The sequence below is a fragment of the Arthrobacter sulfonylureivorans genome (genome assembly GCF_047607445.1).
Taxonomy (GTDB): domain Bacteria; phylum Actinomycetota; class Actinomycetes; order Actinomycetales; family Micrococcaceae; genus Crystallibacter; species Crystallibacter sulfonylureivorans_A.
The window spans coordinates 1-19,194 of sequence record NZ_JBLKRT010000016.1; the positions used below are offsets into that span (position 1 = coordinate 1).

Consider the following 19,194-nt stretch of genomic DNA (forward strand, 5'->3'; position numbering starts at 1 on the left):
GGGGGGGACGCCCCCAAAAACCCCCCCCCCCCCCCACCCATCTGGTCAGACGGTCTCGGGCCAGTGGAAGAAGCCGCGGCCGGTCTTGCGGCCCAACTCCCCGCGGGCGACCATCTCCCGCAGCAGCGCCGGAGGCTCGAAACGCGGCCCCAGCGTGGCCGCCAAGTGCTCGCTGATGGCCAGCCGGACGTCGAGACCGACCATGTCCGTCATGCGCAGGGGGCCGACGCCGTGCTGGTAGCCCAGGATCATGCCATCGTCGATGTCCTCCGCGGTGGCGATGCCTTCCTCGACCATGCGCATGGCTTCCAAGCCGATGGCGACCCCGAGCCGGCTGGTGGCGAAGCCCGGCGAGTCCTTGACCACGACGGGCTTACGGCCCAGCCCGATGGTGCAGGCGCGGGCCAGCTCGAGTGAGTGTTCGGAGGTGGCCGCCGTCGTAATCAGTTCGATGAGCCGCGTTTTCGGTACCGGCTGGAAGAAGTGCATGCCGAGGAAATGCTCCGGCCGTTCAAGCGCCAGCTGCAGTTCGCCGATGCTCAGCGAGCTGGTATTGCTGCACAGCAGCTCGGGCTGAAGCACCCGCTCCGCCTGGGCGAGCACGGACGCCTTCAACTTCGGGTTCTCCGGCACCGATTCGACGACGAATCCGGCCGGTTCAAGCGCTTCGACGGAGGCCACCGGATTGAGGGTGCCCGATCCGCCCGCTTCGGTGACGCGTCCGGCGGCGGCAGCCCGCTGTTCGTCCGAGGGGTCAACCAGGTCGACGTGCCAGCCGGCGGCAACAAAGGTTTCCGCGATGCCGGCGCCCATGGTGCCTGCGCCGAGGACCACGGCCCGGTGGTTGAAGTGGTAGGCAAAATCGATCAATGTATCCATCCCTACAGTTTTGGAGCGAGTTGGAGGCCGCCGGCGACGTGCAGCACTTCGCCGGTGATGAAGGAGGCGCCGTCACCGGCAAAGAAGGCGGCGGCCCGGGCCACATCGTCCGGCGAGGCGGTCCGCCGCAGGGGCGTCTGCTCGATGTAGCGCTCAAAATTCGCGGCACGGTCCGCGCCCATGCCCATCCCGTCCACGAAGGCGGTGTCCACCGGGCCTGGCGCGACCACGTTGCAGGTGCCGCCGAACGGGCCGAGTTCCTGGGCGACGCTGCGGCACAGGCCCACGATCCCGGCCTTGGACGCGGTGTAGGCCGGGTTGCCGCCGGAGAGCCAGGTGCGCGATCCGATCATCACCACCCGGGGCGCCTCACTGGCCTGAAGCCAGGGCATGGCGGCGGAGGTGACCAGATAGGAGCCGCGCAGGTTGATGGACAGGGTCCGGTCAAAGGCATCCAGCGCTGTCGTCGTCATGCCGCCCGGCGGGGCGACACCGGCATTGTTAACGACGACGTCGATGCGGCCGAGTTCTTCGCCGATGCCGGCAACGGCCGTGTGCACCGATTCCGCGCTGGTGACGTCCATTTCCTTGGAGGAGGCGCCCGGAATCTTGGCGGCGGCCGTGGCAGCACGTCCGGCATCCGCGTCGGCCAGGACAACGCGGAAACCGTCTTCGGCTAGCCGGGCGGCGATTGCGCTGCCGAACGCGCCGGCGCCGCCGGTGATCACGGCGACGCGGGATGATGCAGACATCGGAAGTGGTCCTTTCGCAAGTTGGGGTGAGGAAATTTTAGGCCGCTTGTAGGCGGACCACGGCTTCTTGACGGCGACCTGTAACGACCCGGCGCGGCCCGGTGAGCGCGGCCGCGAGGTCCGGTCCGGGTACGTCCACGTAGAAGGGGCCGCCGCCGAGGGCGCCGAGCTTCTCCGGCGTGCAGACGATCAGCATTTCGGCCGGGGACAGCCTGGCCAGCAGGGCCTCGTCGAGTTGCTGGTTGCCCCGCCCGAGCAGGAAGCCCTGACCGCCGACAGGGGAGAGCAGCACCTGCAGGCGGTGGCCGGCCGTGACCTGATGCAGTTCGGCGGCCGAGCAGTCGGTGGCGACCAGCCGGCCGCGGTGCAGTACGTCGACGCCGAGCAGGGTGGAGTCCAGGCCCATCCCTGCCGCCACGGCGGCCACGGTGGTTCCCGGGCCGAGCAGGCACATGGCCTCTGGGTCGATCCGCCCTGCGCACTCGGCGGCGATCCCGCCAAGCACCTCGCGCGGCTCGGAACGAGAGCCGACCTTGCCGCCCTGCATTTGCGCCCGGGTGCCCAGCACGCGCAGCTGCCCATACAGCGTGGAACTGATGATGCCTTCGCGCCGGGCTTGCTCGTCGATGTCGACCACCTCGGCCACGCTGGTGGTGCCGACGCCGCGGGCGGCGTCGGCCAGAATACCGGCCGCGGACTCAGGGGAGCGGGCGAAGACCCCGGACTGCATCTTGACCCCGGCGGGCAAACCGAGCACGACGTCGTCGGGACCGAGCCCAGCCGCGACATCACGGGCGGTGCCATCGCCGCCGGCGAACACCAGCACGTCGACGCCGCGCGCGGTCAGGGCCGCGGCGGCCGCGGTGGTGTCCGCCGCGGTGGTCGGCGCGTGCGGGGTGGCACCGGGCCACGGCACGACCGCGTCGGGCTCCCACCCGGCGGCACGGGCCGCGTCTTCCCCCAGCGGTCCGGGAGCCGCCAGCAGCCACACCGGAACATCGCGGCGGCGTAGCTCGCGCAGCATCCGGCCCATCCTGGCAGCACTGCGCGGCACCGAACCGCGGCGCAGTGCCTCGGCTTGGATATCCGTGCCGTCGCTGCCCTTAAGACCGGCGGGCCCGCCCAGACCGGCCACCGGATTCACGATCAGGCCGATCCGGAGCGGGCCCGCCGCGGTGCTCATCGGTGGTGTGCCTTCGGGGGCCGCTGCCGCACCGGCAAGTCGGTAGCCGGCTGCCAGCGCGGTACCGCGGCGAACTCCTCGCCCTGGTACTTGCGCCGGTAGGCGCGCCACGACGTCGCCCAGGTGTCCGGGTCAGTGGTGGCGTCCACATCCACGGTGTGGATGCTGCTGCGGTAGGGGGCTTCCTGCAGCAGCGCCGGGTTGCTGCGGGCCTCGGCCGCGGTGTGCCGCAGCGCCTCGATGTACTCGTCCAGCTCGCGCTTGGAGTAGGACTCGGTCGGCTCGAGCGTGAGCGGCTCCGGGACCACATAGGGGTGGTGGCTGGTCCAGTAGTGCATGCCGTAGTCCGCCATGCGGGCTCCGATCTGCGAGGAGCTGACGCCGGTCTCGCCGGCGAGCTTCTCCCACGAGTAACGCACCTGCTCGATCCGGTGCTGGCCGGCCGCATAGGGGGCGGTGACGCCGTCGACCTTCAGCAGTTGGGCCAGCACGTAGTTGTTGTTCAGTACCGCGATCTCGGAAACCTGCCGCAGCCCTTCCGGGCCGAGCGAACGGATCCAGGTGTAGGCGCGGATCAGGTTCGGGATGACTCCGTGGAACGGGCGGATGTCGGCGGTGGCCGACTCCGAGGGCTTGGCCCAGGCGTAGCCGTCGGAGGTGCGCTCGACCCGCAGCCCGGGCAGGAACGGCGCCAGTTCGTCGGTCGCGCCGATCGCGCCGGCCGCGGGGCCGCCGCAGGCGTGCGGGGTAGAGAACGTCTTGTGCAGGTTGAAGTGGCACAGGTCGAACCCTGCTTCGCGTGCCCGGGCGATGCCCAGCAGCCCGTTGGCGTTCGCCTGGTCGTAGACGCAGATGCCGCCCACGGCATGCACCGCGTCCACGTATTCGGTGATCCGTGGGTTGAAGATCCCGGTGTCCTCCGGGTTGGTGATGAACAGGGCGGCGGTCCGGTCGGAAATCACTGCCTTCAGCGCATCCAGATCGGGGAAGCCGTTCTCATCCGGGTACAGCGTGATGACCTTGTACCCGGCGGTCTTGGCGGTGGCCGCGTTGGAGGGGTGGGAGAAGATCGTGGTGATGATCTCGTCGCGCTGGTCGGCCTCGCCGCGGCTTTCGTGGAAGGCCTGGACGATCTTCACGTTGCCGTAGATGGCGGCGGAGCCCGATCCGGCCTGCAGGCTGACGGCATCCATGCCGGACACCTCGGCCAGGTAGGACTCCAGCTCGTGCAGGATCTGCAGGGTGCCCTGCATGGTGGAGGTGTCCTGCAGCGGGTGGGTGTGCACCGACTGCCCGGAGCCGGCGAAGCGCTCGTTGACCTTGGGGCTGTACTTCATGGTGCAGGTGCCTTGGCCGATGTCCACGTTCAGGTCCGCGCCCAGTGTCTCCTGCGACAGCCGCAGGTAGTGCCGCAGCACCTGGGACTGGCCGATCTCGGGCAGGCCCGGTGCGTCGCTGCGGCGGAAGACGGACTCGGGGGTGGCTTCGAGCGCGGCGGGATCTTCGGCGGGCACGTCGATGCCGCGGTGCCCCTCGGCGCTGAGCTGGAAGATCAGCGGTTCGTCCCAGCGGGCCGCGTGGTAGTCGCGCAGCAGCGGCTTCTCCACGGGCAGGGCCGGGAGCGGCGCTGCGACGGCGGTGGGTTCGGTGTCGATCACGGTCATGACAGGATGTCCTCCAGTGCGCTGGCCAGCAGGGTGATGTCGCCGAGCGAGTGCAGCTCGGTCACGCAGTAGATGGCGGTGTCCTCGGCTCCGGCGCCGAGCACCGCGGGGGCAGCGGCCCCGCCGTAGATGCCGCGTTCAAGCAGCGCGGCGTTCACCTCGACAGCGGAGCGGCCTGGGAACCGGACGGCGAACTCGCGCCAGTGCGGGCTGTCGGTGTGCAGCACTTCGACGCCGTCGACCTCCGCCAAGGCGTCCATCGCCTGCCGGGTCCGCACCGCGATGGTGTCGCCCAGCGTGCGCATGCCCTCCGGACCCATCAGCGCAAGGTAGGCGCCGGCGGTAATGCCCCACAGCGCCGCCGCCGTGCCGACCCACTCGATGCCTTCCTCGCGCATGGCCAGTGAAGTGCGCTCGTAGGCGACGTCGCAGAACCCCAGCTCGCCCTCGACACGGGTGGGAGCCAGCCCGAACAAGCGGGACGGGAATTCGAAAACGAAGCGTTCGTCGTCGTGCGTGGCAATGAAGCCGCCGTGCGCGCCGCCGAAGTGCATGCCCAGGCCCAACGACTGAATGTCGCCGCAGACAATGTCGGCGCCCCAACTGGCCGGCGCCGCGGTAAAGCTCAGGCTCAGCGGGTCGGTGGAGCAGACCAGCAAGGAGCCGTTGCCGTGCGCCAACGAGGCGATAGCACCGGCGTCGGCTTCGATGACGCCGAGCATGTTCGGGGTCTCCAGGAACACGGCGGCGGTGTTCTCGCTGAGGAGGGCGGCCACGTCCTCCAGATGGATGCGGCCGGTAGCCGACCGTGGTGCAACGAAGTCGATGTCCAGCGCACCGGCCAGGAAGGTCTGGATCTTCGCGCGCTTGCCGGCGGCAAGGGTGTCGGCGACGATGACCCGGCCGCGCCCGGTGATCCGGCCGGCCATCCGCAGTGCTGTTGCGGCGGCCTGGTAGCCGTCGTACGTGGGGACGTTCACCACGTCCATCTCGAGCAGCTCGGCCATCAGCGAGGTGTACTCGAACAGGGCCTGCCACTTGCCGTGGTCCTCGTAAGGCTCGCCGGCGTAGGCGGTGAGGAACTCGGCGCGCTGGTTGATTTCATCGCACACGGCCGGGACGTGGTGCGGGTAGCAGCCAGAGCCCAGGAAGGACAGTGCGACGGTAGTCGGCTGGTTCTTTGCCAGCAGCCCGCTCATGTGGCGCTGGAGCTGCGACTCCGCCGACAGTGCCGGCGGCAGGTCCAGCGGGCGCTTCATGCGCAGTTCGTCCGGGATGGACTCGAAGAACTCGTCGATAGATCCGACCCCGATGGTGTCGAGCATGGCCTGCTTGGTAGCGGGGGCCGAGTTGGGGACGTAGGGGTGCACGGGCACAGTTCCTTGGTCCATGGATACCTCCTGGTGGTGCGGCGGGTGCCGGAGCGTGTTGAGTACGAACCTACGTGTCGACGGCGACACAGGGTGTATCCGCGGTGGACAAACTTTCGCCAATGTTGTCCATGCTGGACATTCGGGTCCTCGCGGCGTGATGCCTAGAGTGGGGAGGGTGAAGCTGGATCTGATCATCAAGAACGCCAATGTCCTCACGCTCGACGACGAGCGCCCACACGCACATGCCGTGGGCGTTTGGAACGGGAGGATCGTCGGCCTCGACGACGATATTTCGGAGCTGCCCGCCGCGCGCATTATCAACGCCGCCGGGGCCACCGTCACGCCCGGTTTCCACGACGTGCACAACCACATGGCGGCGTTCGGCCAGCAGCTGCAGGAAATCGACGCGAGCGGATTCACCTCCGCCGACCAGCTCTACGACGCGGTCGCTGCCGCGGCCGCCGCCGAACCCGGCCGAGAATGGATCACCGGCTCGGGCTATGACCAGACCCGGATTGGCGGCCACCCGGAGCGGACCAAGCTGGACGCGGCGTCGGGCGGGCGCAAGGTCATGTTCATCCACCGCACCTCGCACATGCTGGTGGCCAGCACCGCCGTGTTCGAGGCGGTCGGCGCGCTGAGCCCGTCCTTCCCGGTCCCGTCCGGCGGTTTCATAGAGCGCGACGGCGATGGCTCGCCTACCGGCTTGGTGGCCGAGCAGGCGATGACCGCCTTCCGCGACTTGCGCAAGCCGTTCAGCGAGGCCGACCTGATCCAGGCGTTGGGGCTGGCCGGCGACCGCTACTTGGCCGAGGGGCTGACCTCGGTTGCCGAGGCCGGGATCGGCGCCTCCCCGCTGGTCGGCTCGTCACCGGTGGAGCTCGCCGCCTACCAGGCAGGGCACGAGGCCGGACGGATCCGCCTGCGCACCCAGCTGATGGTGGCGATGGAGAACTTCCACTCCGTCGTCACCGCGGCGGCGGATGACTACCATCTGGGCCTGGACCTGGGAATCCGCACCGGGCTGGGCGACGACCGGCTTTCGGTGGGTCCGCTGAAGGTGTTCACCGACGGGGCGCTGATGAGCCGGACCGCGTCCATGACGGAGAACTTCTGCGGCCATGACCATGCCGGGGTGATGCAGTTCGGCCCCGAGGAGCTGCGCGACCTCACCGTGCAGGCGCACCGCGGCGGCTGGCAGTTGGCCGTGCACGCCATCGGCGACCACGCGGTCGACGTCGCGCTGGACGTGATCGAGGCCGCGCTGTCCTCGCGGCACCGGCCGGACCCGCGGCATCGGATCGAGCACGCCTCGGTGGTGCGGCCCGACCAGCTGGAGCGCTTCGTCGCGCTCGGCATCATTCCTTCCCCGCAGGGCCGCTTCGTCTATGAGATTGGCGACGGCGTGGCCGAAGTGATCGGCGAGCAGCGCCTGCCCTGGACTTACCGACACCGTTCCTTCCTGGATGCCGGGCTGGTGGTCCCTGGCGGTTCCGACCGCCCGGTTGTGCAGGGTGCGCCGCTGCCGGCGATGCAGGCCATGGTGGAACGGCGGACGTCCTCGGGACGCGCGTTCAACCTGCACGAAGGGGTCAGCGCACTGGAGGCGCTCAAGAGCTACACCGTGGACTCCGCCTACGCTTCCCGCGAGGAGCACAGCAAGGGGCGGATCCGCGAGCGGTTCCACGCCGACCTTGTGCTGCTGGACCAAGACCCCACCGCCGTGCCCACCGAGCAGATCGGGGAGACGCAAGTGCTGGGCACGCTGGTGGGCGGCGTCGCCGAACACGACCCGCAGGGGATGTTCGCGGGTTGAGCCGGGCGGCCGGCCTGGACGCTTAGGGGTCTTCACGGGTCGAGCCGGGCGGCTTTGATGCTTAGGCTTCTGCGCGTGCCAGCGCGCAGGGGCCCTTGGGCGGTCAGTTGGCTTCGCAGGCCGGCACGGGCTCGTGGACGGTCAGCTGGCCTCGCGGGCCAGGGCGCGGAACTCGCAGGCCAGCCAGAGTTCCAGCAGGTCCGCCGAGTTGCCCAGGTCGCGCTGGGTCAGTTCCGCGATCTTTGCCAGCCGTGCCCGCATGGTGTGGCGGTGCACTCCGAGCTGGGTGGCCGCCGCCTCCACATTCGAGGTGTTCTCCAGGTAGGCGTGCAGCGCCTGGACCAGATCGCTGTTCCCGCGGGCGTCCTGCTCATCCAGCGGGGCCAACACGGTGTCCGCAAAACTGCCCCGTTCGGCCGCGTCGCCGAGCATCAGCATGGCGCGGTAGCCGGCGCTGTCCGGGAGCACGACGCAGTCCACCTTGCGGCTCGCGGCCAGGGCTTGGGCGCGGCGGGCTTGGCGGAGGCTGAGCGCCGCGCGCTCCGGGCTGACTTCGGTGCCGATGCCGGCCGGGCCGGCCCCGGTCCGGCCGATCAAATCAGACAATGCGGCAGCCACACCCGGCTCCGGGTCGCACAGCAACAGCACCCACTCGTCGGTGCGCTCGCGGGCCAAGACATCCGTGCACTGGCCCTGCAGTTGCGAGACCAGCGACGTCACCCGGGGTTCCCCGAGCGCGGCCGGGACCGCCACGGCCTGAAGCGCGGAACATTCCACACCGGCCCGGGCCAAACGCACCGTGGCCTCGACCTCCGTCAGGTTCCCGGCCAGCAGTGAATCGACCGCCCTGTCGCGTGCCCTACGCTGCTGGTACGTGCTGGAGTGCCGCAGCTCGAGCAGCACGCTCAGCAGCGAGAACACCATGGCCAGCAGAGCCCGGTCGTAGGTGGTCATGGCCCCGGACTTGACCGCGATCATCACCCCGCGCAGCCGTCCTTGCGAGCCGAGCGGTGCCACCACCGTGGACTCCGCGGCGCGGTCATCGGCAATGGTCCAGCGCAGCCCTTCGAGTGTCCGGGCCGAAATCTCGGAGCGCCGGGCGGCGAACTGTGCCTCGGCGGCGGCCCCGGTGCTCGTCAACCGCAGCAGGGTAGGGTCATAGACCGCCGCGGTAATGGTCGTATTGGCCGCCAAGGCCTGAAGCACGGCAGTCACGCCGTCGGGGCCGGTGGCGGCTTCGCTGAGCTGGCGCTGCGCCAGCAGGGCGCGGCGCAACGGCTCCATCTGCTCTTCGTTCAGGGCATCGCTGACCCGGCGAACCACCGCTTGCAACGGGGTGCTTTCGGGCACGTGAACCAGATCCAGGCCGGCGTTCTCCGCGGCGACCGGCAACCGTGGCGGCATGTTCGGATGCGGCAGGGAAGCGCCCGTGCTCAACCCCAAAGCGGCCACGCCAGCCGCGGCCAGCCGGGCGCAGTAGGCGTCGGTGGAAGCGTCATCCCGGAAGAGATCCATGCCGGTAGTCAGCAGCAGCTCGTTGCCGGCCAGCCAGGGCGTGGGGTCGGGCAGTTCACTCACATGGGCCCACTTGACCTCAGGGTCTGCGCCGATGGCGAGGCCGACGCGGGTCAGCCCCAGCCCCGGCGAAACCAGAACCGTGGATAGTCGTAACACTCTTGCCGATCTCCCCTCTGCTGCCTGCCTGCCGGGTGCTGCCAACCCGAGGTCCCAGCTTGCGTGCCGCGGCCCGTCCAAGCACTGTCCGCCACGGATAGATGGCTCCGGCAATTGTACGCGGGGGCGATGTTAGGCGGTCGCCGCCGGCTGGCAGGCTTCCGTGATACAGGTCAAGACCGCAGGAGGCGGTCGGCACTCGCATCAGGAGACCCACATGTCATCCACGAGCACTACTTCGCCCCGCGAGCTGAGGCGTGTCGCAGCGTCGGCGTTCGCCGGCACAGCGATGGAATGGTACGACTACATTCTCTACGGCACAGCGTCGGCCGTCGTTTTCACGCACCTCTTCTTCCCCGCCCACGACCTCGCCGTGGCCACGATGCTCTCCTTCGCGACGTTTGCCGCCGGCTTCATCGCGCGGCCGTTGGGGGCCGTCATCTTTGGGCACCTCGGCGACCGGATGGGCCGACGTGCCGCCGTCGTCGGATCGATCGCGCTGATGGGTCTGTCCACCGGCATCATCGGTCTGCTTCCGCCGTACGCGACGGCCGGGCTGCTGGCACCACTGGCGCTGCTGCTCATGCGGCTGTTCCAAGGTATCTCCGCCGGCGGCGAATGGGGCGGCGCCATGGTGCTGGTGCTGGAGCACGCCCCCAAAAAGAAGCACGGCATCTACGCCGCCATCCCGCAGCTGGGCTCACCCGTGGCCACCCTGATGTCCACCGGCGCCTTGGCTATCGTCGCAACCCTGCCTGAGGACGACTTCCTGTCCTGGGGCTGGCGCATTCCGTTCTTGCTGGCCTTCCCGTTCCTAGCCGTCGGGCTGTACCTGCGCTACCGCGTCGAGGAATCGCCGATCTTCAAACAGCTGCAGGCCACGCAAAACGTGGTGAAGGTCCCGCTGGTCGCCGCCGTCCGCCACACCGGCGGCCGGATGATCCTCGGCGGCATGGCCGCGCTGCTGGGCGGCTCCGGTTTCTTCATCATCACCACCTTCATGATCAGCTACGGCACAACAGTCCTGGGCATGGAGCGCCAGACCATGCTCAATGCCACCCTGCTCGGCGCGCTGGCCCAGATCGTGGTCATCATCGTCTCCGGCCGGCTGGCCGACCGTTTCGGGGCCTGGCGGATCTGCGCTTCCGGCGCCCTGATCTCCGCGGTGCTGGCTTTCCCTGTCTTCGCCCTGGTGGACACGGCCAACCCCGTGCTGGTGACCCTCGGCATCATCATCGGCATGGCCTCGCTGACCATCCCCTACGGCCCGATCGGATCACTGCTCGCCGGAATCTTCCCGGCCCAGTACCGGTACAGTGCCATGGCCGTCTCCTACAACGTCTTCGGCATCATCGGTGGCTTCCTGCCGATCATCGCGCAGACACTCCTGGTGGCCAACGGCAACTCCTCGTGGGGCGTGGCCCTGCTGCTGATGGCAGTCTCGCTGGTGAGCATGATCGGCGCGATCGGCGCCGGTTCCCGCAAGGTGGCTGCCAAGCGCGAAGCCGAGGATGAGGCCGCCGCGCTGGAGTTCGACGGCGAACTGACCAGCACCGGCCGGCACTAACAAAGCACGGAACCATTCAGCGGCACCAGGCAGAACGGACAGCAGTGAACGCAGTACAAGAAACCCCGACCACCAGCGCAGGACACCTGATCGTGCGCCAACTTGAAGCACTGGGCGTTCAGCGTGTCTATTGCGTGCCGGGGGAGAGCTACCTCGACACACTCGATGGACTCTACGACTCCACGATCCGCACCGTGGTGTGTCGGCAGGAGGGCGGCGCCGGAATCATGGCGCTGACCGAGGGGCGGCTCACCGGAACCCCGGGCATCGCCATGGTCACCCGCGGGCCGGGAGCGGCGAACGCCATGATCTCCGTGCACACCGCATGGCAGGACGGGACACCGATGGTGCTTTTCGTCGGACTGATTCCTACAGACCAGCGCGGCCACGAGGCCTTCCAAGAGTTCTCGTTGGAGGGCTGGTTCGGTTCGACAGCCAAGCGGGTTTACGTACTCGATGCTCCGGACCAAGCCGGATCCTTGGTGGCCGAGGCAATGCACGTGGCGGTGTCCGGGCGGCCCGGCCCGGTCATCATCGGCCTGCCTGAGGAGGTGCTGCGCGAGCAGGTATCCGCTCGCGTGGCACCTGCCCGCCCTGTGGCCTCTACCGAGGTCTCCGACGCGGACCTGGCTGCCGTCGAAGCCCTGATCGACGCGGCCGAGCGGCCGCTGGTGATCGCCGGCGGGGAGCGCTGGAGCCCGGACTCTGCTGTCGCGCTGGCCAAATGGGCCGAAGCGAAGGCTCTGCCGGTCGCCACTGATTTCCGCGCCTACGACGTGATCGACAACGACAGCACCAGCTACGTGGGCATGCTGGGCTACGGCCGCAGCAAGCAGCTGAGCGATTACGCCGGACGGGCGGACCTGATCGTCTACCTGGGAGCCGTGCGCTCGGACGTCCTCAGCGACGGCTACACGCTGGGGCTGGAGGCGCGCACCGTCGTGATCAGCGCCGACCCAGAAGCCACCGCGCACTTCGGCCGCACCGATCTGCAGTTGCTGGTCTCCCCGTCCCGCTTCGTCGAACGGGCCGCCGTCCAAGCGCAGTTCCGGGAAGATGCCCAGGGCTGGCTGGCCGAGGGCCGGCGGAACTGGGACACCTACTCCACGCCACTGTGCGACGGCGGGAGCGGTGTGGACCTGAGCGCGGTGATGGAGCAGCTCCGTTCGCTGCTGCCGGCCGACGCAGTGGTCACCTATGGCGCCGGCAATCACGCCATCTGGCCGCAACGCTTCCTGCCCTCGCGCTCCTACCCTTCCGTCGTGGGGCCGAAGAATGGCGCGATGGGCGTGGGCATCCCTGCTGCTGTCGCGGCGAGTCTGGTCTTTCCGGAGCGGCAGGTGCTGTCCGTCGCCGGTGATGGCTGCTTCCTGATGAATGGGCAGGAACTGGCCACCGCCGTCGCGCAGAAGGCCAACGTGGTGGTGCTGGTGGTGGACAACTCCTGCTACGGGACCATCCGGCAGCATCAGGAGCGGGAGTACCCGGGCCGCCCCAGCGCCACCGAACTGGTCAATCCCGACTTCGCGGCGCTGGCCCGGGCCTACGGAGCCTACGGACGGCAGCTGACCGACGCCGCCGACTTCGCCGAGGCCTACGCGGAGGCCGCAGCGTTCGACGGCCCTGCCCTGATCCACCTTGTGGTCGACCCTGAGACACGAGGACCTGCTATTGAAAAGGAGAGCCTGACGGCATGATCACGCTCGGAAATGTCATCAATGGGCAGGTAATCACCTGCGATGAGGTCTTGACCTTCCACGACCCGGCCACCGGCAAACCGGTGGGCACCTCGCCGAACAGCTCCGCCGAGGTGGTCGACGACGCCGTGCGGGCCGCGGCCACCGCTTTCAAGACTTGGAAGGGCAGCACGCCGGCCGAACGCCAGCGCGTGCTGCTGAAGCTGGCCGACCTGATCGAGTCGAATGCGGATCTTTTCACCGATGCGGAACTGACCTGCACGGGCAAGCCCCGCGACGCCACCCGCACCATTGAAGTGCTGCGCTCCGCCGACCAGCTGCGGTTCTTCGCCGGGGCAGCCCGCACGCTCACCGGGATGGGGCAGGTGGAGTACCTGTACGGCTTCTCCACCCACACGCGGCGCGAGCCGATCGGCGTCATCGCCCAGATCACGCCGTGGAACTATCCGCTGATGATGGCCGTATGGAAGATCGGCGCGGCGCTGTCCACCGGAAACACCCTGGTAATCAAGCCGGCCGAAACCACTCCCTACAGCACGGTGCTGCTTGCACAAATGGCCCAGGAGTATCTGCCGCCCGGAGTGCTGAACGTGGTCTGCGGGGACCGGGAGACCGGCCGAGCGCTGGTGGCGCATCCGCTTCCTGAACTTGTGGCCATCACCGGCAGCACCCGCGCCGGCCGCCAGGTCATGGCCAGCGCCGCCGACGGTCTCAAGGACGTGCACCTGGAACTGGGTGGAAAGGCGCCTGCGCTGGTGTTCGACGACGTCGACATCGCCGCGACCGCGAAGAGTATTGCCCTTCACGGGTTCTTCAACGCCGGCCAGGACTGCACCGCGATCACCCGCGTGCTGGTGCACCAGGACGCGTATGAGGAGATGTGCGAGCAGCTGGCCAAGGCAGCGGCGGCGACCACATTTGGCGGACCTGCGGATGGGGTGTCCGACATCGGGCCGCTCAACAGTTCCGCCCAACTGGAGCGGGTCAAGGGCTACCTCGACCGGTTGCCGGAACACGCCCGTGTGCTCACCGGCGGCACGGTGCACGGGCCGGGAAATTTCCTGGCCCCCACGGTCGTTGCCGGGGTCCGGCAGGACGACGAGATCGTGCAGGAGGAGCTCTTCGGGCCCGTGATCACCATTCAGCCGGTGGCCGATGAGGACGAGGCGATCGCGCTCGCCAACGACAGCAACTACGGGCTGGCGGCCAGCGTCTGGACGCGCGACCTAGGCCGCGCCAACCGGGTGATCAACGCGCTGGACTACGGCGAGACGTGGATCAACTGCCACCAGGTCTGCCCGGCCGAGGCGCCACACGGCGGCTTCAAGCACTCCGGCAACGCCAAGGACCTGTCGGTGTACGCGATGGAGAGCTACACCCGGGTGAAATCAGTGACCACAGCGCTGGCCTGACCAGAACAGTAGATCGAAGCGGCTGTCCCGGTTCTCATGCGGAATCGAGACAGCCGCTTCTACGTGATGGCCTACGCGCGGCCACGCAACGGGGCCCGGCCACGCAACGGGGCCCGGCCCTGCAACGGCGCCCGGCCATGGAACGGCGCCCGGCCTGCATGAGCAGAGCCGGGCGCCGTTCGGGTTTGCCGTTGCTTGGATTACCGAGAGGTGTAGCCCGCATCCGCGTGGATCGTGGTGCCGGTGACGTAGGACGAGGCGTCCGAGGCGAGCCAGAGGCTGGCTTCGGCGATCTCGCGGGCGTTGCCGAAGCGGTTGAGCAGGCTCAGCTGCGGGGCGTAGGCCTCCGGATCAATGCCCATTTCCTCCAGCGCGCCGCGGAGCATCGGCGTGTCAATGGCGCCGGGGGCGACGGAGTTAACTCGGATGTTCTCCGGGCCGTTCTCCAGGGCGGCGGCCTTGGTCAGGCCCACCACGCCGTGCTTTGCGGCGATGTAGGCAGGGTTGCCGGGCTGCGGCCGGAATCCGCTGACCGAGGAGATGTTGATCAGCGAGCCGCCGCCGCCTTGGGCGCGAAGCTGCTGGATTTCGTACTTGAGGCTGAGGGCAACGCCCTTGAGGTCGACGGACATGATGCGGTCCCAGTACTCCTCGTCGAACTCGTGGATCGGGGCCTGGTCCGGAGTGAGCGCTGCGTTGTTCACGGCGACGTCGAGCCGGCCGTACTTCTCGACCGTGGCGGCGACCATGGCCTTCACGTCTTCGCCCTTGGAAACGTCGACCTTGACAAAGAAGGCGTCTCCGCCGGCAGCCACGATGTCGTCAACCACCGACTGGCCCTTGTCCTGGTTGAAGTCGGCAACAACTACCTTCGCGCCGGCCTCGGCGAACAGGCGGGCGGTAGCTTCGCCCATGCCCTGCGCTGCGCCAGTCACGATGGCGACTTTGTCCTGAAGAACCGGGAATGTCATTGCGTCTCCTTAGTTTGAAGCCGTGGGACGGCGGTTTCGCCTCCCACTGATCACAGCGCCGAGCGGCAGATCGATATTCCATGCATATGCATGATGTATGCCACTTGTTGGGACGAGCGGAGGGGCCACGGGAGGCGGCTCCCGGGACGCCCCATGGAATGACTAGGATGTGGGGCATGCTGAAAGGTTCATCCACCGCGGTCGATACCGCCCGTGCCGACGCTCTTCATGCTCTGGAGATTCTCGATACCCCTCGAGAGGAGCGTTTTGACCGGATTGTCCGCGCTGCACGGGCGGTTTTTGATGTGCCAATGGTGGCCATGAACTTCATCGACCTGGACCGGCAGTGGACCAAGGCGGAGGCCGGGTTGCCGGGTCTGGAGAACACGCCGCTTGAGGAAGCGATCTGCTGGCATACCGTCCGGAAAGACGACGTCCTCGTCGTGCCCGACGCGTCGCTCGATGAACGGTTCAGCGATTATCCGTTCGTCACGTCGAATCCGAATATTCGCTTCTACGCCGGACAGCCGCTGAGGGCCTCGGGCGGAGAGCCGGTCGGTTCGCTATGCATCCTGGACACGAAGCCACGCCTCCTCAGCGACAGGGAAACCCAGGTGCTGGCCGAAATGGGACGCTGGGTCGAGCAAGAACTGGAACTGCAGCGGGAGCTGGACCACGCGGCCGAAGTGCAGCGCGTCCTCCTGCCGCGAACTGTCCCGGACCTGCCCGGATACCAGCTGGCAGGGCAGTGTGTGCCGTCGCGGTCGCTGAGCGGGGACTTCTATTACTGGCACCCGCTGCCCAACGGGCAACTCCAACTCCACGTGGTGGATGTGATGGGCAAAGGGATCCCCGCCGCGCTCATTGCGGCGTCGCTGCGGGCGACTCTGGCGGGCGCTGCCCGGTTCAGCGACCAGGGCCAAGCATTCCACCGCGCGGCCATCGCTTCGGAACAGCTGCTTTTCGACGCCGGCTCTTTCGGCACCGTCTTCTCGGCCCGCCTTGAACCATCCACCGGACGCCTTGAGTACGTGGACGCCGGCCACGGACTGGCCTTCGTCTTCAGTGCCGCCGGCTACCGCCGGCTGCACCGATCCGGGCCTCCCATGGGCGTGCTGCCGGACCAGCAGTGTGAGGTCCACAGCACGGTCCTGGAACCGGGGGAGACGCTGGTCGTGGTGTCGGACGGCTTCCTCGATTTCTTTCCGACCCTGGAGGAAACCCTCGAGCAGGTCCTTGCCGCCGGAATCGGCATCTTGCCGCCCGAACAGTTGGTGGACCGCGCCATTGCCGACGCCGGGACGAAGGGGCATGACGACGACGTCACCGTCGTCGCACTCAAGCGAGAGTAGGACGGCTAGGGTCACTTGCGAAAGGTCCGGCGTCCGGAAATAGGTCCCGTCCTACTGCGTGACTACCCGCATGGCTGCCATCGCCTGTCCGGGTAGTTGTCGTCTTAGGCTCTGGAATCCGGCCACTGCTGCTCGACGTATTCGTCGTCCGGTGAATCGCCCATGTCATCGTCCGCATGGTCGAGGTACCAATCATCGATTGATTCAGTCATCGCATCTCCTAGGCCGGGTTCACAGCTATTACGCACATTTGGGTAACGCTTATTGAACCAAAATCACCAGAAGACCGCACGTATTCGGCTAGGTAGGCGGTCGGGGTCGCCCTGTTTTGAATGGTTCGCCTGGACACTGCGTGATCTGCTAGATGGCCACTGTTTTGTGGCCCAGCGAGATCGGCACTGCAGACCGTCTATGGGACCGTGAGTTCCGATCGAGCAATTGGATTACGATGACCATTCGCCATATCAGCAGGTTCACTTCGGAATGACGAATACTATTGGTTCTTGTGTATATCGAAATGCAGAAGCCGGGGGTTCAGGGGGCCGCCTCTGTAGGGGCGCCAGGTACGTGGCGGGAGCCGGACCGGGACGTCTTGTTTCCGTTTTCTGAGGCGTTGAAGCTCTGGACGATGGAGACCATCCCCATTCTTGAGGAAGTTGCTTCAACCTACGGCGGATACATTTTCTATAAAGACCTGGCTCAACAACTTTTCGAGAGGACAGGCGTTCACACGCGGACTCAGCTTGGGAACTGGATTGGAAAGCCTTTGGGGGCCGTGTTGGGCCACTGCCTGAAGCATGACCTTCCGGCCCTGTCGTCTTTGGTCGTGCGTGCCGAAAGTGGGATGGTCGGCCACGGTTTCAACGAGTTTCTCCGTATGTCGGGCAAGGACTCGATAGAAGACCCGCTCACGTTGGAGCGCGTCGCGGCAGAGGAACGACTGAAGTGTTACCGACATTTTGGCAGTGTTCCTTTTGATGCAGAGCCCATGCTCACCCGGGAATACGCGGAGAAACTCAGCCGCAGCGAGCCGCGGCCGATGAAGTCGCAGCCAGCGTGTTCCAGCTGCGCCATGCTGCTGCCTGTTTCCGGGCAGTGTGACTACTGTGCCTAGGAGCTAAAGCTGCGGTCCAAGAATGGTGAGGATCCACATCGTCGGCCTTTCGTCTCGACGTCCGCTAGATACTCCCGGAAACAACCCACGAGATGATGATGCCGGGTAGCGTGGGAGTGTCACAGTCCCGGGCCGTCCGGGCCGGGAGAGGAGAAGCATCGTGTCCATCGTCGTCATCAACGCGCTGAAGGTTCCGGAAGGTTCGGGTGCGGAGTTGGAGTCCCGCTTCGCGGCACGGAAGCATGCGGTGGATTCCGCTCCCGGTTTCGAGGGCTTTCAGTTGCTGCGTCCCGTCGCCGGCGAGGACCGCTACTTCGTGTACACGCAGTGGGCCACGCGCGAGGACTTCGAGAACTGGCGCGACAATCGGGCGCCGCGGGACCACAACAGCACGCAGCAACCGGTCGCCAGCGGCGCGGAGTTGCTTGAGTTCGAGGTTGTGGAACTCGCAGACTAAGCGGAGGGCCGCCGTCCACGAATCAGCCCGGTGAGGCCGCCGAGGATGAGGAAACCGGCGGCCAAAGCGGCCAGGACAACCGGCGACATGGCCCCGCGAGCCAGTCCGAAGCCGGCGGACCCCAGTGCTTGTCCGGTGGCCAGCGCAATAAACAGCATGGAGGTGCCGGCACCGGCAGTGCCCGGCCACACGGTGCGTGCCCACAGGATGAGCACGCCGGAAAGGCTCATGTAGCCGGCGCCGAAGACGGCCATGCTGGCATACGCGATCAAACCGCTGCCGGTCAGCACAGACGCCGCGACGCCAGCGCTGGCGAGGGCTAGTGCGGCGGCGAAGAAGCACCAGCCGCCCCGGGTGCCCAGACGTCGGACCAGCGTTCCGGTGAAGATTCCGAGGAATCCGCCGATGCCCAGGGTAATCCACAGCCAGCCGGCCCGCTCGGGAGCGACGGAACCGGCCTCGGTGAGCAGCAGCGGGCCGAACGTCCAGATCAAGGCTGAGCCCGCACCGGCAATGACAGCTGCCACGCCAGGGACTGCCAAGAGACGCCACCGACGGCTCCCGGCCAGGGGTGACGACGCCGCTTCCATGTCCCTGCCGGCCCAGGATGTCGACGGCGGTTTCTTGCTCCTGTTGCCCGGGAGCCTCGACGTCGGCCCCGCAGTTGCTCGGGCGGCGGCCCCTAATTCCGCCCGCGGCCCGGCGGAATGCCAGACGGCTACCGCCGTCGTCGCGCACATCGTCGCCATGAACACCCAGGCCGGACCGACCGACGATGCTGCGGAGGCCACCAGTCCGGCGACGATCACGCCGACAGCCGTTCCGGAATTCACCAGCGATTGCGCCGTGGCGGAGGCACGACGCGGGACGGCCGCGTCGATCACCGGGACCAACGCCGGAGAGGCGAAGCCGCCGCCCATTCCGCCGATGAAGACGGCCACGACGAATATCGCCGGAGACCCCGCAACGGCAACCCCGAGGCACCCAAGAGCAGCGGTGGCACCGGCGAGCAGCAGGCCGGCGCGAGGAGCGCGGTCAACGAACCGCGCGGCAGCCAGCGCAGCCACGGAATAAGAGGTGAACTGCGCTGCGGCTGCCCAGCCGAGAACCTCCGCGAGTTCCGGCCGTTGCACTGCCAGGAGCGGAGCGAAGAGGCCGACTCCAAAGCGGGCCATGCCGTAGGTTGCGGCGATCAAGAGCATCCCGGCGAACGCCACGCCGAGGCCGGACGTCCGGGCTTCGCGCCCGATGGTTTCCCTGCTCATCCCCACCTCCCACTGCAT

The 19,194-nt window shown here is 67.6% G+C and carries 15 protein-coding genes; 7 read left to right on the forward strand and 8 right to left on the reverse strand.

From position 1 onward, the window contains the following. Positions 1-45 precede the first annotated feature (45 nt). Genes ACMX2H_RS09415 through gcvPA form a run of 5 tightly spaced genes read right to left on the reverse strand, consistent with a single transcriptional unit; the run spans position 46 to position 5,869 of the window. Positions 46-879 carry a 3-hydroxyacyl-CoA dehydrogenase family protein gene (locus ACMX2H_RS09415; RefSeq protein ID WP_414960238.1) on the reverse strand — a complete coding sequence of 278 codons (834 nt, stop codon included), beginning with the start codon at positions 877-879 and terminating at the stop codon, positions 46-48. A gap of 2 nt (positions 880-881) precedes the next feature. Further along, the gene (locus tag ACMX2H_RS09420) at positions 882-1,631 is read right to left on the reverse strand and encodes an SDR family NAD(P)-dependent oxidoreductase (RefSeq protein ID WP_414960239.1); all 750 of its coding nucleotides are present in this window, start codon (positions 1,629-1,631) and stop codon (positions 882-884) included. A gap of 37 nt (positions 1,632-1,668) precedes the next feature. Continuing rightward, positions 1,669-2,814, reverse strand: a complete 1,146-nt coding sequence (locus tag ACMX2H_RS09425) for an ATP-NAD kinase family protein (RefSeq protein ID WP_414960240.1) — start codon at positions 2,812-2,814, stop codon at positions 1,669-1,671. Continuing rightward, positions 2,811-4,478 (reverse strand): aminomethyl-transferring glycine dehydrogenase subunit GcvPB, encoded by a 1,668-nt coding sequence (gcvPB, locus tag ACMX2H_RS09430; protein WP_414960241.1) that lies wholly within the window; start codon positions 4,476-4,478, stop codon positions 2,811-2,813. The genes ACMX2H_RS09425 and gcvPB overlap by 4 nt, the downstream gene beginning before the upstream one ends. Then, positions 4,475-5,869: an aminomethyl-transferring glycine dehydrogenase subunit GcvPA gene (gene gcvPA, locus ACMX2H_RS09435; protein ID WP_414960242.1), complete on the reverse strand. Its 1,395-nt coding sequence runs from the start codon at positions 5,867-5,869 to the stop codon at positions 4,475-4,477. The genes gcvPB and gcvPA overlap by 4 nt, the downstream gene beginning before the upstream one ends. A 157-nt stretch (positions 5,870-6,026) precedes the next feature. Here gcvPA and ACMX2H_RS09440 point away from each other — a divergent pair, with 157 nt between their 5' ends. After that, a complete protein-coding gene (locus ACMX2H_RS09440; RefSeq protein ID WP_414960243.1) occupies positions 6,027-7,667 on the forward strand; it encodes an amidohydrolase in 1,641 nt (546 codons plus the stop codon). Between the two features lie 141 nt (positions 7,668-7,808). Here the strand turns inward: ACMX2H_RS09440 and ACMX2H_RS09445 are convergent, their stop codons facing one another. Then, complete coding sequence (locus tag ACMX2H_RS09445; RefSeq protein WP_414960244.1) at positions 7,809-9,341, reverse strand: helix-turn-helix domain-containing protein; 1,533 nt, start codon at positions 9,339-9,341, stop codon at positions 7,809-7,811. A gap of 217 nt (positions 9,342-9,558) precedes the next feature. On the opposite strand from ACMX2H_RS09445, the gene ACMX2H_RS09450 reads away from it, so the two are divergent. From ACMX2H_RS09450 to ACMX2H_RS09460, 3 genes are read left to right on the forward strand one after another with little or no spacing between them, the layout of a single operon-like run. Beyond that, positions 9,559-10,908, forward strand: coding sequence for an MFS transporter (locus tag ACMX2H_RS09450; protein WP_414960245.1), 1,350 nt, complete (start codon positions 9,559-9,561; stop codon positions 10,906-10,908). A gap of 44 nt (positions 10,909-10,952) precedes the next feature. Further along, positions 10,953-12,605, forward strand: a complete 1,653-nt coding sequence (locus tag ACMX2H_RS09455) for a thiamine pyrophosphate-dependent enzyme (RefSeq protein ID WP_414960246.1) — start codon at positions 10,953-10,955, stop codon at positions 12,603-12,605. Then, positions 12,602-14,017 carry an aldehyde dehydrogenase family protein gene (locus ACMX2H_RS09460; RefSeq protein ID WP_414960247.1) on the forward strand — a complete coding sequence of 472 codons (1,416 nt, stop codon included), beginning with the start codon at positions 12,602-12,604 and terminating at the stop codon, positions 14,015-14,017. Before ACMX2H_RS09455 ends, ACMX2H_RS09460 begins: the two co-directional genes overlap by 4 nt. Before the next feature lie 200 nt (positions 14,018-14,217). Here the strand turns inward: ACMX2H_RS09460 and ACMX2H_RS09465 are convergent, their stop codons facing one another. Beyond that, positions 14,218-14,988 carry an SDR family NAD(P)-dependent oxidoreductase gene (locus ACMX2H_RS09465; RefSeq protein WP_414960248.1) on the reverse strand — a complete coding sequence of 257 codons (771 nt, stop codon included), beginning with the start codon at positions 14,986-14,988 and terminating at the stop codon, positions 14,218-14,220. 176 nt (positions 14,989-15,164) lie between these two features. On the opposite strand from ACMX2H_RS09465, the gene ACMX2H_RS09470 reads away from it, so the two are divergent. The 3 genes from ACMX2H_RS09470 to ACMX2H_RS09480 all read left to right on the forward strand — a co-directional run bounded on the left by ACMX2H_RS09470 (position 15,165) and on the right by ACMX2H_RS09480 (position 17,911). After that, positions 15,165-16,340, forward strand: coding sequence for a PP2C family protein-serine/threonine phosphatase (locus tag ACMX2H_RS09470; RefSeq protein WP_414960249.1), 1,176 nt, complete (start codon positions 15,165-15,167; stop codon positions 16,338-16,340). A 628-nt stretch (positions 16,341-16,968) separates the two neighbouring features. Next, the gene (locus ACMX2H_RS09475; protein ID WP_414960250.1) at positions 16,969-17,454 is read left to right on the forward strand and encodes a hypothetical protein; all 486 of its coding nucleotides are present in this window, start codon (positions 16,969-16,971) and stop codon (positions 17,452-17,454) included. A gap of 160 nt (positions 17,455-17,614) precedes the next feature. After that, entirely contained in the window at positions 17,615-17,911 is a 297-nt protein-coding gene (locus ACMX2H_RS09480) for an antibiotic biosynthesis monooxygenase family protein (RefSeq protein WP_414960251.1), read from the forward strand. Here ACMX2H_RS09480 and ACMX2H_RS09485 read toward each other — a convergent pair. Continuing rightward, positions 17,908-19,176, reverse strand: coding sequence for an MFS transporter (locus ACMX2H_RS09485; RefSeq protein ID WP_414960252.1), 1,269 nt, complete (start codon positions 19,174-19,176; stop codon positions 17,908-17,910). The genes ACMX2H_RS09480 and ACMX2H_RS09485 overlap by 4 nt on opposite strands. Positions 19,177-19,194 lie beyond the last annotated feature (18 nt).